18 protein-coding genes are annotated in these 16769 nt (G+C 29.8%); all 18 read left to right on the top strand.

What is annotated here, in order from left to right:
- Positions 1-5 precede the first annotated feature (5 nt).
- Positions 6-1007 carry a PorP/SprF family type IX secretion system membrane protein gene (locus VOI25_RS05040; protein ID WP_323787911.1) on the top strand — a complete coding sequence of 334 codons (1002 nt, stop codon included), beginning with the start codon at positions 6-8 and terminating at the stop codon, positions 1005-1007.
- A gap of 165 nt (positions 1008-1172) precedes the next feature.
- Entirely contained in the window at positions 1173-1322 is a 150-nt protein-coding gene (locus VOI25_RS05035; protein WP_323787910.1) for a hypothetical protein, read from the top strand.
- 7 nt (positions 1323-1329) lie between these two features.
- The gene (locus VOI25_RS05030; protein ID WP_323787909.1) at positions 1330-1623 is read left to right on the top strand and encodes a TM2 domain-containing protein; all 294 of its coding nucleotides are present in this window, start codon (positions 1330-1332) and stop codon (positions 1621-1623) included.
- Positions 1624-1652: 29 nt separating this feature from the next.
- A complete protein-coding gene (locus VOI25_RS05025; protein ID WP_323787908.1) occupies positions 1653-2045 on the top strand; it encodes a hypothetical protein in 393 nt (130 codons plus the stop codon).
- Positions 2046-2049: 4 nt separating this feature from the next.
- Entirely contained in the window at positions 2050-3315 is a 1266-nt protein-coding gene (locus VOI25_RS05020; protein ID WP_323787907.1) for an ABC transporter permease, read from the top strand.
- A gap of 212 nt (positions 3316-3527) precedes the next feature.
- Positions 3528-4238 (top strand): hypothetical protein, encoded by a 711-nt coding sequence (locus VOI25_RS05015; RefSeq protein WP_323787906.1) that lies wholly within the window; start codon positions 3528-3530, stop codon positions 4236-4238.
- Positions 4239-4522: 284 nt separating this feature from the next.
- Positions 4523-5656 carry a hypothetical protein gene (locus tag VOI25_RS05010; protein ID WP_323787905.1) on the top strand — a complete coding sequence of 378 codons (1134 nt, stop codon included), beginning with the start codon at positions 4523-4525 and terminating at the stop codon, positions 5654-5656.
- Positions 5657-5662: 6 nt separating this feature from the next.
- Positions 5663-6166, top strand: a complete 504-nt coding sequence (locus VOI25_RS05005) for a thermonuclease family protein (RefSeq protein ID WP_323787904.1) — start codon at positions 5663-5665, stop codon at positions 6164-6166.
- Positions 6163-6537 (top strand): hypothetical protein, encoded by a 375-nt coding sequence (locus VOI25_RS05000; RefSeq protein WP_323787903.1) that lies wholly within the window; start codon positions 6163-6165, stop codon positions 6535-6537. Before VOI25_RS05005 ends, VOI25_RS05000 begins: the two co-directional genes overlap by 4 nt.
- Before the next feature lie 249 nt (positions 6538-6786).
- Positions 6787-7506 carry a hypothetical protein gene (locus tag VOI25_RS04995; protein ID WP_323787902.1) on the top strand — a complete coding sequence of 240 codons (720 nt, stop codon included), beginning with the start codon at positions 6787-6789 and terminating at the stop codon, positions 7504-7506.
- A 182-nt stretch (positions 7507-7688) separates the two neighbouring features.
- Entirely contained in the window at positions 7689-10694 is a 3006-nt protein-coding gene (locus VOI25_RS04990; protein WP_323787901.1) for a DEAD/DEAH box helicase, read from the top strand.
- 587 nt (positions 10695-11281) lie between these two features.
- Positions 11282-11716 carry an InlB B-repeat-containing protein gene (locus tag VOI25_RS04985; RefSeq protein WP_323787900.1) on the top strand — a complete coding sequence of 145 codons (435 nt, stop codon included), beginning with the start codon at positions 11282-11284 and terminating at the stop codon, positions 11714-11716.
- Between the two features lie 4 nt (positions 11717-11720).
- Positions 11721-12176 (top strand): hypothetical protein, encoded by a 456-nt coding sequence (locus tag VOI25_RS04980; protein ID WP_323787899.1) that lies wholly within the window; start codon positions 11721-11723, stop codon positions 12174-12176.
- A 158-nt stretch (positions 12177-12334) separates the two neighbouring features.
- Complete coding sequence (locus VOI25_RS04975) at positions 12335-13228, top strand: hypothetical protein (protein WP_323787898.1); 894 nt, start codon at positions 12335-12337, stop codon at positions 13226-13228.
- Positions 13229-13416: 188 nt separating this feature from the next.
- Entirely contained in the window at positions 13417-13812 is a 396-nt protein-coding gene (locus VOI25_RS04970) for a hypothetical protein (RefSeq protein ID WP_323787897.1), read from the top strand.
- 128 nt (positions 13813-13940) lie between these two features.
- Entirely contained in the window at positions 13941-14405 is a 465-nt protein-coding gene (locus VOI25_RS04965) for a hypothetical protein (protein ID WP_323787896.1), read from the top strand.
- Complete coding sequence (locus VOI25_RS04960; RefSeq protein ID WP_323787895.1) at positions 14377-14730, top strand: hypothetical protein; 354 nt, start codon at positions 14377-14379, stop codon at positions 14728-14730. Before VOI25_RS04965 ends, VOI25_RS04960 begins: the two co-directional genes overlap by 29 nt.
- A gap of 164 nt (positions 14731-14894) precedes the next feature.
- A complete protein-coding gene (locus VOI25_RS04955; protein ID WP_323787894.1) occupies positions 14895-16739 on the top strand; it encodes a hypothetical protein in 1845 nt (614 codons plus the stop codon).
- Positions 16740-16769 lie beyond the last annotated feature (30 nt).

The raw sequence follows: 16769 nt of genomic DNA, 5'->3' as shown, positions 1-16769 counted from the left end.
CTACTATGAAATTAAGAATTATACTATTTATAATACTCTTCGTAATCGTATATAAAGCAAAAGCGCAAGACCCCATATTTTCCCAGTCTAATTATGTGCAAGAAACGTTGAATCCAGGGTTTTCTGGTTTCGAGGATAACGAAAGAATTTATGCAGGTGTTTTAAGTCGATTACAATGGCCAAGTTTAGACTTAAATTTAACAACACAATATGCATTTGTAAATAAATCTTTTGATTATGGACCTAGTCTTGGCTTTGGAGTAGGCGTAAATGCTGTCTGGCAGTATGAATCATTCAGCAACTATAATTACCTTCAGATAAATGCTAATTATGCTCATCGAGTTAATCTAGATGGTGGTTGGTTTTTTAGACCAGGAATTGAAGTAGGAGTTGGAAATAAAAGTAACCGCTTTCGAAATCTTACTTTAGCTGATCAAATAAATATTAATACAGGTGTCATTAATCCAGTTTCTGTTGATCCATTAAGTAATAATACAGCTAGTCGCTACTTCCTCGATTTCTCTACTGGTTTTGTTATTGAAAAAGAAGAAATTAATGGTCGTACATTTTGGTTTGGAGCCTCTGTAAAACACTTGAATAAACCTAATATTTCTTTTGTTGAAGGAGAAAAGGCGCCTTTAAATATATTTTACTCTTTACATGGTAATTATCGTTTTCCTTTTTTGAATGAGTATAGTATAATGATGACAGCCAATTATATGCAACAAGGTCAGTACAATCGTTTAGATATTGGCTCACTATTTCAAGTTAATCAATTTCTTATTGGTCTTACAGCCGCTACTAATCCAGCACGAAATGACGATAATAGTCATTTGCTAACCTCAATAAATGCGTTTATGGGTTTAGAATATACAGAGTTTCGATTCGGAGTATCATATGATATGAACCTCTCTAAAATTGGAAATACAAGAGGCGTATATGAATTTTCACTAACCTATCTTTCAAGATGTCGCAGATGTAATACAGATCGTGGTAGGAAACGATAAATTGATGCAATCTAATCCGTAATGACTTTAAAAAAGATAAGAATATTATAGCATATTATATTTTCATCGATTTTACACACATCTAAACAATGCCTTACGGAATACCGTAAGGCATTGTTTTTTAATAGTTTTAAGTTTGATGTATGAATATAAAAATAATGAGATATGGCAGTAAGACACACACCAACGAGAATTGTTCATAAAGGACAGAAAGGTACAAATACTGGATGCGGAACTGATACAAAAGATAATTCACATCATTGGGTGAATACTTATGAAAGAATTACGTGTAATAAAAACGGATGTAAAAATTAATATAAAAATGAATAAACATTATTTATTATCAAAAATGAAATCATCTGGAACTGCATATCTATGTTGGTTCTTTTTAGGCTGTCACTATGCATATTTGGGAAAATGGGGATTGCAATTTTTGTATTGGTTTACTGCTGGAGGAATCGGTATTTGGGCTATTATTGATTTGTTCCATATTCCAACCAAAATCAGTAATCACAATATGCTTATTAGCAGTCAAATTGCCGAAATTGAAAAAAACGAAAAAGAAGACATGCATTCTAGGAATATGGCAATGATTGCTGCGTCAAAAAACGATTAGCATAAAATTATAATTAATTCAGTTTTACTATGATTACAACCGAACTAAAAAGCCATTTTCTAAGACTTTATCAAATGGCTTTTTCTGATGACAATTTTGATATTCTCGAATTAAAGATGTTATACAGATTTGCTGAAGAACGAGGTTTGTCGGAAGCTCAGCTTAATGAAATATTACTGCATCCATCACATGAAACTACAATTCCTGAATCATTAGAAATGCGTGTAGAATATTTATATGATTTAGCAGTAATGATTTGGGCAGACAATAAAGTGACTGAAGATGAATACATAACCTTAAAAAAGTATTGTAAAAAATTCGAGTTTTTGGATGAAAATATTTCTGATTTAGCTGATTATTTACTTGAATGTGCTAAAAAAAATGTTAATAAAGAAGAAATTATTAAAACCATAAATTCTTAGAATAATGGGAGCTATCAAAAACTTATTTAAATTGAAAAGTAAATCTGAAAGTAAACCCTCCGTTGAAGTTATTGATACTGAAGATGCAAGGGAGCAGTTGAGAATTACTTATTATCAAAGTGGTTATGGAGCCTCTACTAAAGCATCTGGTGATCCAATTACTTTAGGAGTGAGCTTGTTAAATCTATACAATAGTTTTGAAAACCTTTGTAGAAAACAACTAAATGAACAAAAAATACTAAAACAACCTTATAAAGAAGAACAAGAAAGGGAGAAAACTGAGCTAAAAAAACGTGAAACAGCATTATCTATTTATGATGATCAAATCTTAACTATAGAATCTAATATTGAAAGTTTTAAATTTCAAATGGTTGATGTTAAATCTAATCCTGAAAAGTACGGTGTTGACGCAGACAAAAAGCCGAAAGCTCAATTTCTTATTGGATTAATACTACTTGTTCCAATTACAATATATCTATTCGTATTCTACATTTCCGCTTCTTATTCGGCTTTTTTCAAGGATTTCGAAACAGGTAGTTTAACTGCGGCTATATTTGATGCCAATGCTTTAAATAAAGCAATTTCAGATGGCTGGCTGGAAGCTGTTTTTGTGGGAACCATTCCTTTTGTATTTATGGGCTTAGGTTATTTAGTACATATGTTCCAAAATAGTAAAAACTTAATGTCCTACTTCAAATTAGGAGCATTGTTTATACTAACTTTTATGTTCGATGTCATTCTTGCGTATTTAATTGAAAAGAAAATTTTTGAATTTGACAGGATTTTAGGTCAAGAGTTTTCACCAACGATAGCTATTAAAAGTGTTAATTTTTGGGGAATTATTTTTGCTGGATTTGTTGTTTATGTGATTTGGGGATTAGTATTTGATTTTGTAATGAAGGAACATGAAAATGTAGATAAAATTAAAGCATTCATTAGGGGAAAAAAAGAAGAAATAAAAAACGCTAAATCAAAAAAGACTGATTTGGTTTCAAAAGTGGATGGGCTTAAGCATGAAACTACTTCAATAAATGGTAAAATATCAGAACTTCAATCCAAAATTGATGGCTTTGTTTTTCCAGTTAAAGAATATCTACATTACCATTATCAATTTAAAGAAGGATGGTATCAATCAATTAATGTTTTAGCAATGCCTACAAAGGAAAAGGATGAATTAAAAAATCGATGTGAGGAAACGGCACTGAATCATTTGAAGGAATTAGATTTAAATGAAATAGATTTTCAAAATGTAATATTTTCAAAAACATAAAAATGATAAAATATTTATTCAAATGCGTAATAAGCGTACTATTAATTAGCTTGTTTTCTTGTGTAAATGATTCGAACAAGAATAAAATTGAGGAACTTAATAATGAAAGTAGTACTATCGAAGAAAGGAATAACTCGAACCAAAATCTAAATATTAGTTTTCTACTTGATTTATCAGATAGAATTGATCCGAAAAAGTATCCTAACCCGACTATGGAATATTATTTAAGAGACGTTGAATATATAAAATCCGTATCTGAAGCATTCTACTCACATTTACAAAGAAAAAAAGTGAGACAAATGAATGATAAAATGCAAGTTTTTTTTGATCCTGAACCTCGAAATCAAAACATAAACAAAATATCAGAAAATTTAAGATTTAATGTTTCAAGAAACAATGCCTCTTTAGAACTTCTAGACTTGATAAAGGAATCTTATGCCACTGAACCACAAAAAATCTACGAATTAGCAATTAAAGACAATAAATATGTTGGGTCAGATACTTGGCGGTTTGTCAAGACAAAAGTTAAAGATTTCTGTATAGAAGATAATTACCGAAATATTTTAGTAATTCTGACTGATGGATATATTTATCATAAAGATAATCATATAGAACAGAATAATCAGACCACCTATTTAACACCTCAAGATATTCGTAAATTTAAATTGAATTCCAATAAATGGGATGAAAGAATGTCATCGGAAAATTATGGATTTATACCTGCTGTTGATAATTTAGAGAAATTAGAAATTCTTGTATTAGGAATTAATCCAGACAAAAAGAATGATTTTGAAGAAGATGTGATAAGGAGGTATTGGAGTGATTGGTTTAATAATATGAAAGTTGGACGATATGAAATTAAAACAGCAAGCTTGCCCTCAAATATGGATAAAATAATTAAAGATTTTATAAAAAATCAATAATGCTATACAAATTATGGGTTTGTTAAACCTAATATTAGGCAGTTAAAATGAGTTTTAATCTGAACACTTAACGACAAAATAAAGTAGGCTTTAATCGAAAAATTGAGGATATTGTATTAGGTTTTTTTGCTTTTTATAGATGTTTATGATATTCAGAAATATTTAGCATCAAAAGTCATGTAAAATTTCAAACTTGATGACCCAAATAAATTATTTATCTCTTGGTTTATAAAACTTGAGGATTTATGTTTGTTAAACATTTAATTAAAAAATGCACCTGCCCTATGAATTCAAGACTACTTATCTTTTTAATTGCTTTTTTCTTCCAATCTCTCTTGTTTGCACAAGAACTTGTTAAAGTTACAGAGTCTACAATTGTCTTAGATATGGATCAAACCAAGGAACTATTTTATAGTTTCGCGCAGGGAGATGAGGTTGTATTTGATATGGAGATGGAAAAAGGCAAAAATATTAAGCTAGTTGAAATAGTAGAAATGCCATCTAACACTTTAATTACTGAATATAAAGCTTCTAATATAAAGGACAAACGAATACAAATTAGAAATAAAGGCATCTATAAGTTTAAGTTTTATAGTTCATCAATAACAAGGCGAGTATGTAAGATAAAGATTCATAGAATACCTTCAGTTTCAAGTACAATTGATTTTAACACCAATTGGAGATGGGAAACTGTTAGAGATACTACTTATATAGCATATCAAGAAGATAGTTTAATAGGATATCAAACCATTAACTATAAAGAAATAATGCGTGAATTAAAAGATACTCAAATAGAGGAAATTATGCTTTTTGAAAAATCAGAAAAGGTTCATTCTTTCTACAATGAAAATAAAAGCAAGACCTATTTGAAGGTGGATCTTCCTACGCTTAAAAACGACGAATATAGAGAAGAAAATTTAGTAGCTTGGTCTTATTGGATAGGCGTAGATCAAGAAGGTCAAGATGCATATAAAAAAAATTTAAAATCTATATCTAACTTGGTAGGGAAAACAGCTGATGTTTATTATCAAACACCACTTGCTGGTATTGCTGTAGGAGCAGTCACTGAATTAATTATTCCCCAAACCGGAGAGGATGTTCAGTATTATTTTATTAGTGATTTCCAAAACGTTCAATTATTTTATAGTAACCAACAATTTTTGCAATTTGACATGGGTAAGGGTAGAGTTGCTTATGGAAGAAATGACAAGATAAAGCAAGGTGTTTTTTATATTGGTCTTTCTAATGATAATGAAATCATGGGAATTGATGTAGAAGTTAAAGTTTTGGCTGTCAAAGAAATTAAGATTTTTGAAAATGTTACTTTCGACAGGGAAAAGGAAGAGCCACAATATGTAACTTTAGACAAAACTAGGATGAACATAAATGAAACAAAGGTTCGTGTACCTGTTGAATAGTAATTTATGAAAAAAATCGCACTCATCTTTTTATTTCTAATTCTAGGGTCATTTTTTGATGATTCTAATTCTATTCAGAAAGAAATTATTAATGGCAAAGTAGTAGCGATTACAGATGGTGATACATTTAAACTCTTAAAGAAAGATTCTACTCTCATTAAGGTTCGAGTAGCTAATATAGATTGTCCAGAACGTAAACAACCGTTCTCAAAACGAGCAAAACAATTCACCTCAGATGCTATTTTTAATAGATCAGTTCAGGTTGAAGTACTTAAAAAGGATCGTTATGGAAGATTCATTGCTAATGTATACTATGATGATAAAAAAAATCTAAGTAAAGAATTAGTAAAAGCTGGTTTTGCTTGGCATTTTGTTAAATACTCAACAGATATTTCTTTGCAAGTTATTGAAGATAAAGCTAGACGAAATAAAAGGGGACTTTGGCAAGACCCAAACGCTATAGCGCCTTGGGAATGGAGAAGCAATAAAAAGAATAACAAAAAACAATGAAACAGCTAAGACTTCTAGTATTTATATTTTCTATTGTGTTTTCATCTAATGTTTTAGCGCAAACTGTTTACACGACTAAAACTGGTGAAAAATACCATAAAAGTGCATGTAGATACCTCAAATTCTCGAAAATAGAACTACCTATTGCCAAAGCCATAACACTAGGCTATTCTGCTTGTAGTGTGTGTAAGCCAACTAAAGAAAATACTAAAACTAGTTCTAGTGCTAGTTCTAATGCAATAACACCAAAAGCAAAAAGAAAAGTACCTGCCAAAAAGACTGTAGCAAGCCAATGCACGGGTAAAACACAAGCTGGTAAGCGCTGTAAGCGCAAGACAAAAAATGCTAATGGTAGGTGTTATCAACATTAATTTTTTCTTCATTACGGATTTCCGCAATGTAACTATTGCTAAAAGTAATAGTTTCGTTAATTGATCCTATTTATTAATTCTAAACGTGACTTTTGTCATACAATAAGAATTGTATTAAGAATACATTTGAAAATGTATCTAGAAATAAAAAAGTCATCTAATCAGATAATTTAATAGATATAAGGATATTTTATTTATTAATAACTAGTTGTACCTGAATTCATAAAAAACTAAACTAAAAATAATTCAATGAAAAAAACACTTATTTTATGTATTATAATCAGCTATTTATTGCCTCAAAATTTAAAAGCACAAAGTGATGGAGTAGCAGTTGCAACTGGTGCACTTGTGGCCATCGGAGCTGGAATTGCAGCTGTCAAACAAATGGAAGAAAGGGCTGAATTAACTGCAACCCAATGGATATTGTCTAATAATCCAGAGATAACTAGTTTTTCTTTAAAAACGCTATCTTTTAATGGTAAAAAGTTGAAAGATATGTCTTCAACTTCGGTCATAACTTATAAGATACAGGAGTTTACACCTTCAGATAAACCTGAGCTTGATGGACGCAAACAAGTTTTATTTGGGTTTACAAGTCAAGGGTGGATTAATGAATATGGTATTGATTTTAGTAGAATAAAATGGTTTTTAATAGATGATGTTGAATGGATGAATATGATGGTTTCTTATGTAAAAGTTTCTTCAAGTGAAAATAATACTAATAAAGTAAAGGAGACATTATCAGAAGGCAAAGTAGTAAATAAAGGTGTGAAAGTGCGCAATAAGTTGGTAATCCCTTTTTACAAATTAACGGGTGATATGTATGTGGTGACTGATTATTCTACCAAATTAAAACTAATTTACAACGAAAGATCTTTAGGAATGTTTTTAAAAGAAACTGGAGATCTTGTTCAAATTGGAAGAGGAGATATTATTGAAATACATGAATTCTTTTTTGACGAAGAATAAGTCATTATTCACATCTAAATTGAATAGGATATGAAAACTCAATTATTGTAAGTTTCTTTTTTGCTAACTTAGTACTTACCAACTTAACTAGCCATATATTAAAACGTTAAGGGTAAGGCTAAGATTGGATACAAAAAAACTGCTAGATATCGCAATGATTTTTCAGAAAAACTATCCTATTAATGATTGACAAAAACAAAATAGCACTAATAGGAAAAGCCATTAGAGAAGGTAAATTCCTTAACATTACCTATAAAAACAAGAATGGAGAAATCACTCCATTTTGGATAGCTATATTGGATATCAACGCAAACGATGAACTTAAAGTTAATATATTCAATGTCACCAAAGACAAGCCACTTTTAAATAAGAAAATCTTTATATCAAGCATTCAGACAGCTGAAATCTTGAAATTTTCGCATTATGATGTATCTGATGAATTGATAAAAAAAATTGACGAAGATGAGAGCTTGCAAAAATATGACTTCGACAGATATGACCACAATGTGTTGAATTATTATTTAGAATGTTACAAAGCTAATAATGATCCATTCTTGCACAAGATGCATTTAATTCCAAATTTGGATTCAAAAGAATTAATTAATCAAAACCCTTATCAGCTAACGGATAAACAACAAAAGCACATCATAAAAGAAATTTATAATAATGATTACAAGACATTTTATGAATATGAACTTGCTCTATGTGAATTTTCAATTGATTTAGAATCAAGAGGGAAATTTGTCGTTTCATATAGAATGTTAACGTATGACCCTGTTGAGCAAGAACTTCAAATAGGAACCAAAATACATTTCAATTCTAATTTTTACATTAACAACGTTAAGTATTCATTGTCATATTATACAGATTTGAGTCCGACTGATTTTGAAGCTTTATACCTTAAAGACAAAAATGCCACTATAAAACTATTAGCGTGTAATTTTAGATCTGGAGAGTTGCCGAACACCAGACCAGAAATTGTTGTTTTAGGGTATGCGCAAATTGATATATCACACATTTATGAGGATGTAAATTCAGAACACTTCAACAAGGAAATACAAATTCCGTTAAAAGCGTTCTTCCAAAACTTATCCTTATTAGACAGAAAGAATAGAAAAGAACCTCATATCGTTCTTTACGATAATAATGTCAATATAGATCAACTACGAACGATTTATAATTCTTTAAAGTATCCAATAACCTACGTACAAGGACCTCCAGGAACTGGCAAAACGCAAACCATTTTGAATATTGTTGTGAACTGTTTAACGAACAACAAAACCTTGTTAATTTCTTCAAATAATAATATTCCAATTGACGGCATAAAAGATAAATTGGTTTTAGGAGAATATCGAAGTAAAGAGATTCTATTTCCATTTATCAGATTAGGAAATAACAAATGCACTGCAGAAGCATTAAAAAAGATAAAGGAGCTTTATGAGTTTGAAACAAAAGATACACCTAAAAAGGATTTATTGCTCAGGTTGAAAGAAAAGTCAAAAGAAAATAATAGAAAATTACTTAAGAAATTAGAAAATTATGAGCTTAGGATAGATATAGAGCAAAATTTAGAATTCATTAATGGTTTAATAATAAAAGGTGAAGGAACATATTGGTTACTTGAAGAAGAAAAAAAGAAACTGCAAGAGCGATTAAATCAAATTCCGATAACATCGGACGATAATGTAAAAGGAATTTTTGAGATTATTAAAGGTAATTTTCAGTTACAACAGTTTTTTTATTTTGAGTCTTTGAGATACATAAAACGCTTAAAAACGAAGAAATATAGTGACCTTATTGAAATACTAAATTTAGAAGATGAAAAAGAACAAGTTCGGCAATTTAATAGATGGATTGCTAACGATGAGAATATAAAAAAGCTTACTAGAGTTTTTCCAATTATTTTAACAACTAATCTTTCCAGTCGTAAATTGGGTAGAAAATTCAAATTTGATTTGCTTACAATGGATGAAGCTGGTCAATGTGACATTGCTACGAGTTTAATTCCTATTTCAAAGTGCTCAAACATGGTTTTGATTGGTGACACAAATCAATTAAAACCTATTGTAGTTTTTGAGGAAACCAGAAATGAACAATTAATGAAGCAATTTGAAATTAATGACGTTTATGATTATTTCAATAATTCCATACTTTCTGTTTACAAAAAAATAGATAATATCTCAAGAGACATTTTATTAAGCTATCACTATCGCTGTGGAAAAAAGATTATCAATTATTCCAACATGCGGTTTTATGAAAGTCGATTAAATCTAACAGCAATCGATACTATAGGTAAAGTAAAACTATTAGATGTCAACAACGTAAATCATAAAAATAAAAACTCACAAATTGAAGAAGCTAGAGAAATTGTAAATTATATTAAAGACAATAATCTATCAGACGTTTTTATCATTACACCTTTTAGAAATCAAGAAGAAGTTATAAATCATTATTTAAAAGAAGCTAAAGAAAAGGGAGAAATAGATTCTTCCGTAAGCTGCGGTACCATTCATAAAGTACAAGGGCAAGAAAACAAAACGATAATAATTTCTACAGCAATTTCAAAAGAAACGACCTCTAGAACATACGATTGGATTAAAGATAATAGTCAGTTAATAAATGTTGGTGTAACTCGAGCTAAAGAAAATCTAATCGTTGTAACCGATAAAAAAGCAATTGATATCTTGTCAAATAAAGATGATGACTTATATGCTTTGATTGATTACGTAGAAAAAAATGGAACAACACAAATATCTAAGAGCATTGTGAATAAATTTACAATTGGATTCTCTAATAATTCGAAATTTGAAGACGAATTTTATACAACAATGAGACATTATTGTTCAATACGTGGTAGTAAATTCAAGAGAAATGTAAAAATTATCGATGTATTTCCTGAAGAAATTAATAATACTCTAGTCAATAAAAAAGAATTTGACGGGGTGCTTTATCAAGGGAATAAACCTAAAGTAGTATTTGAATTAAATGGTAGAGAACATTACACTAAGAAAAATCGGATCAAGTCTGATAAAATTAAAATGGACTTATTAAACACCAAAAACATTAGATTACTCTTTATTCCAAATCAATATGTAAAGCATTACGAATTTATTCGAGAATTAATCAATAAGTTCAATGGAGATATTTATCAAAAAACATTGTTTGATGACTATGATACCACAAGTTGATAACTGCAAATTAAGTGAAAAACAAAATCCTAATGTTTTTAGCTGTTATCAATTTTAAGTAGCTCAATACTTCTAATTTTTTAAGAGTTTAGCTTTATTTGTTCGTTACGGAAACCCGTAGTAAAATGTTTTTTATTAAGATTAATTTAGTATTTAATTTAAGTGAAAGGAATGTTATTAGTAATGAGCCTTTTTTTTTGAACATAAAAAATATTTTAACTAAAATATATGTAATGCACAAAATGATACAGAAGCAGTTGAAGTTGTTGGAAGTGGACTTCTAGTAATTGATGAAGATGTTGCTGTTATAGAATAAATGAAAAACAATTGAAATTTGCTGAAACAGAATTGTTTTTAACTCACCATCCAGAACGCAACAAGTTTCAAAATATTTAACGTAAGTTAATGACTAGAGGTATGAAGGCTTTTATATCTAATGTAAAGATAAAGTAACCAATGATTATTTATAAGTTCAATTAAAATAGAATAAGTAGAGTTATCCAGAAAAACAAAGTGGATAACTACTAATTTTTTAAGTATATAACACGTTGTAAACAAGCTAAACGAAAATCGTAACTAAATAATTTATGGCAGATACATATAGAATTGGAAAAGATGGAGTAAAGGTGACTTTTCCATCAAGCGGATATACATATCGAGAAGGGAAGGACGGACGTGTAGTTGCGTTTCCTTCTAATGGTTATACTTATCGTGAAGGAAAAAATGGAAGAGTTGTAGCATTCCCATCAAGCGGATATACTTATCGTGAAGGGAAAGACGGAAAAGTTGTTGCATTACCTTCTAGTGGTTATACTTATCGTGAAGGAAAGGACGGACGAGTTATAGCATTTCCATCTAGTGGACATACATATAGAGAAGGGAAAGATGGTAGAGTTGTAGCATTTCCGTCAAGTGGTTACACTTATCGTGAAGGAAAGGACGGACGAGTAGTTGCGTTTCCATCATCAGGCTACACATATCGTGAAAATAAAAGTGGGCGTATAGTCCCAAGAAAAATTTAAAACTATGGATTATAACGAATTGATTTCAAACGGTCAGGTAGTCTTAAACTCTAAAATTGACGGAGACTTTGAAGGCTTTGATGATGGCAAGCTTTTTCCGCTTTACAATGGTCAATATTGGTTGCAGACTAAATATAAATATTGGTATCACTACTCATATATGGCTAAAATAATGATTTATAAATACCAAAACAGATATTATTTAACGAAAGACGGTAAGGATAAATTTGTTGAAGTCAAATTAATAAATGACGTAATCAAAGCTACGATTGTAAATGATTTTAACGGATGGTCAGGCGATACCCTTTTCGAATTAAATAACGGTCAGACTTGGAAGCAGGATGAGTATGATTACGATTATAATTATTCATACAGACCAGATGCCATAATTTATTATGACGGATACAATCACCGAATATTAGTAGAAGGGAAATCTGTACAAGTGAGACAACTGAAATAGCCAGTTTACAACATTGTATAAAAATAATAGCGGTTTAATCGCTAAAACGAAATGAAATTTATAAATCAAACGACAGTAACAAACCGAAACTTAAGTGCGTAAAATCCGCTAATATTCTTATACGTTACCGTTGGCAGTAATTTAAAAATGAATAAACCATGAAAATAACTAAACAACGAATTAGAAACCTTGGTAACTACCTAGCGGGATTGAATAATAATGATGATTTTTATATTGCACTTACCGATTTATCGGATACAAACAGACTACAACAGGTAGGTTTTAGCCCTCAAATAAATGTTGGCGAACAAATTTTACCTTCAATTTTAGGTTCTAAAAGTAGGTTCAATGCAAATGGAGGTTTTATAATTCATCGAGACCAACCGAAGCAAACTGTTTATAGACAAGCTGACATCAAAGATTGGCACGGAAATTACCATACAGTTGATATACCTTATAAAAGGTATCCAAGAACATCTATTCCAGCACCAGAACTTGAATTAACTGTAGTAAATGGGGGGAATAATCAAAAAATTATCCGTTCTCCTCAATTTACCAAAGGGGTAACTTCAGATGATGAGATAATTCAAGCAATTAACTTGTTTCTTGAGTTGTTTAGCGAATGTGACACTTTACATGCAAACTTAGTACCTGTTTTCAACGTGCCAGTAACTATACTAAATTGGGATATGTTACCTCCAGGTAGTTACCCATGGAATATTTTACAAAATAATGTTCAAAGAGCCATAGGAAATGTTCAACCTAACCGCAGAAGAATAATCGAAAGAAGGTTGGAAACTATATCAAATCATAATCCAAACTTTGTTGCAGTTGGCAATGCAGGATTTAGAGGATATATTGTTTTTGGATTTCCAAATAAAAACTTCTTTATTCTCGAAAGCATTCATCAAGGCAATGCCACATATGTGTTTGGTCAAAATTGGCAACAATTGTCACAATTAACTAAAGAACAAATCCTAAATCAAAGTTTACAGCAACAAAGAATCATCCACAGACAAGGTTGGATAAATCAGATTAACAACTTGTTTTAAAAATGAAAAACTACTACCAACATTAGGTATAAAAATATAGGGCGGTCAATGTTTTTCGCAAGTTTTCAACACTTAGCAAGCTCAGCTCCATGCTGACATTAAAGTGCTTCGAAAGTCCCTACGTTTCATACCCGAGACCGCTACCAATTTGAGAAACGCAATCTTAACTGAAAAAAGTAATTGAAAATATGACAAATAAAACGCTTGAGACATTCGAATCAAATTCTGACTTTTCATATTTCATAAATAGTCGATTTAAAAAAGATATCGGAAATATGCGATTTCCCGAAAAATACGAACAAAAAAGACCACCGAAAACTGTAATTGCTGATAAATCAAATCCTGAAGTTAAAAATATAGTTGACAGAGAATTGATACGTGATAATATATTTGTTCTACATAAATTCGATATTTACGAATATCCTATTGTCGTGTTTTACGAAAACAAATCAAAGGAAATTCTAAAGCCTTTTAAGTTGCCGAAAGACGCTGAAAAATTTAGTATTAGTCTTTTGGATAAAGGATATTACTCTTTACTGATTAACATAATGAATCACGAAATTGATTGTAAACTTTATAAATAATCGTAAATAAAAACTGGGTACAACACGTATAAATTTATTTCTAGTTTTATCCTATTTACAAAAGCCTCATTGGTTTTCTATTCGGCTTGTATTTACTGAGATAACAACTAGGTAAAATTGTAAAATATTTGAAGACTAACTACATCATAAAAATTGGACTTTTTGGATTTCTACCAATATTTATTGGTGGATTTATCTATATAATTAATCGAACTGAAACAATTTTGTTTTTTAATTGGATAAAAGCAGTCCAAATGGAAAATGGAATAAAATACATACGTGATTTGTTTGGAAATTATCATTTATCGGAATGGATCAAATTCAATTTGCCTGACTTACTTTGGGTTTTTGGTTTTACGTCGGTTATGTTAATAATCTGGAAAGAAATTCAATCACAAGTTAAAATGTTATACATTATTTTACCTTTAGTTATTGCAGAAACTTCAGAAATTGTACAATATTTTATTCCAACATTCGGAACCTTTGATTTTAAAGATATTATCTTTTATTCAATAGGTTGGATATTAAGCATATTAATTTTGAAAACTATAAATCAACTAAAAAATGAAAAACAAATTACAACATCTATTTAGTCTATTTGCAATTATAACTTTTATTTTCCTTGCTTTTGGTTCGGGAGATAGTAATGATTCATCTTCGGTTGAACCAAACAAAATGTTAGCATATAATTATGCAGAAGATTTTATAAAACAGAGATTAAAATCACCTTCAACTGCTGAATTTCCAGGTCTTTTTGAAAAAGATGAACATATTACAAATTTAGGCGGTGGCGAATATCAAATACGCTCTTGGGTTGATAGCCAAAATGGATTTGGAGCAATGATAAGAAGTCAATGGTCTTGTAAAATTAAGTTTGTTGATGATAAAGTTCAAGCTGAAAATATAATTATTGAGTAAAATGTTTTGCATTAAGGATTATGCTTAATTCTTTATGAGCCCGGAAAATCCTGTAATTATAATATTCGGATAGTAATTGTTAAATTGGCGTTGAATCTTAAAACTAAACTTGACAAGTGAAGTGGTTCGGGAATATTAAACTACCTTAATAAAAATTAAAGTACATGAAATTAGAAAAGATATTAGACAAACTAGGTTCAATAGAAAAGAATTCATTTATTAAAATAATTGATAATATCATTTCGAAAAACCCTAAGAATGGGAAAGAAATTGAGAAGATATTAAGCTCATCCGATAAAGGTTTAAAGTCAGTTGATAATTTAAATATCGCAAATATTTTTGCTTTAACTTCAGATGAATTTCAGGAACATATAAAGTGTGAGTTTCAAGAAATCTCATCACAATTAGACATATTAATCGACATTATTATTCGAGATGGGAATTGTATAATGAAACAAGATTGGTTTTCTAGATTGTACGAGACAGAAATAAAGAACTTAAAGAGTCGTATTAAAGCACTCAATGCAGATTTTGACAATGATAAATCTGAATTAAGTGATACAAGAAAAAGAGATTACAAAATATACAAATCTTGTTTGTATACTGCATATAATAATGATATCGCAAATAATCGAGATGCGAGAATAACATCCGATGAGTTATCTATTATACTAACACTTTCAAAACAATTGGGGCTTTCACAAGAAGAAGTGAAATTGATTAATTACTCAATTTTACCAATTAAAAAACTTGATATACAAGATGTAATAAAAGGATTGAAAAACATTGGTGTTATATTTTACTCTAATAAAGAAAATACCATTTATGTTGCAGACGAAATGGTTAGTATGTTACGCAGAGTTAGAGAAAAAGAAGTAGCAGAAAAATTTTACCGTAGAACCCTTAAACTTTTAAGAGAACCTATCATCAATCAAATAGCAAGAGAACATAATATTGACAGAAAGTTATCTAATGCTCAAAAAATTGAAGAAATTATAAAGGAAGGTGTGTCTTTTACAAATTTACTTTTAGATGATATTTACAAAACAGGAAGCACCTTGACTGAAAGAAAAAGAACGTTAAATGAGCTTTGTGAGAAAGGCTTAAATATTAGTAACCTTAAAGGAAGTACTTTAGAAGAGAAAATAAGAAGTTTAATTCAGCATTTTGAAACCGTTGAGCGTGATGAAAAAGTTGGTATTTCATTAGATGGATTTGATAAACTTCTTTCCGAATTGAATCAATCTTTGCCAAAACTAAACAAACAAATTAGAGATCAATTTGAGTTGCAAGATGAGTTTGTACTTGTAGCTGATTTTTTATTAGATTATAATATTAAACCTAGAGATATTTTAGACCTAATTGTAAAGCAAGACTTAACAAAATTTATAAAAGACAATGGAATTAAGCAACGAGGAGATGATATTCTAAATGTCTTAGAGCATTATAAGGATGTTGAGAATCTGTATTTAGAAAACTATGAAAATGTTGCATTCCGGAATCTAAATTTACTCAAGGAAAATGGAATAACAGTAAAAGAAAGTGAGCTCGGTTTGAAGTTTGAAGATTTAACAAAAGTTATTTTTAAAGGTTTAGGCTTTAATGTTGATGATGCTTTTAAAAATAATTTAAACACCAAAAAGGATATGATTGATATCCTTTTAAACTTGGGAAACAATGAAATTATTATCGTCGAATGTAAAACGAGTAAAGAAAGAGGTTACAATAAATTTAGCTCTGTTTCAAGACAGCTAAAGTCGTATCAAAATTTGGCTCTTAAAAATGAATTGCGCATAGTTAAAATATTACTTGTAGCACCAGAATTCAGCGATGATTTTGTAACAGACTGCGAAATGGATACAGAAATGAATTTGTCTCTTATTACAGCGTCTACACTTTCGAATATTTTTGAGGCATTCAAGACATCAAAATATACCGAGTTTCCTTATGTATTGTTTAGAGATATCGTCATAAATGAGGAGCGAATATTAAAAGCACTAAGCAAGTAAGGGTTGAATAAGTAAATAAAAACTAGCCTA

The organism is Psychroserpens sp. (assembly GCF_034670085.1).
GTDB lineage: Bacteria > Bacteroidota > Bacteroidia > Flavobacteriales > Flavobacteriaceae > Psychroserpens.
This window is presented reverse-complemented; position numbering and strand designations above follow the sequence as displayed.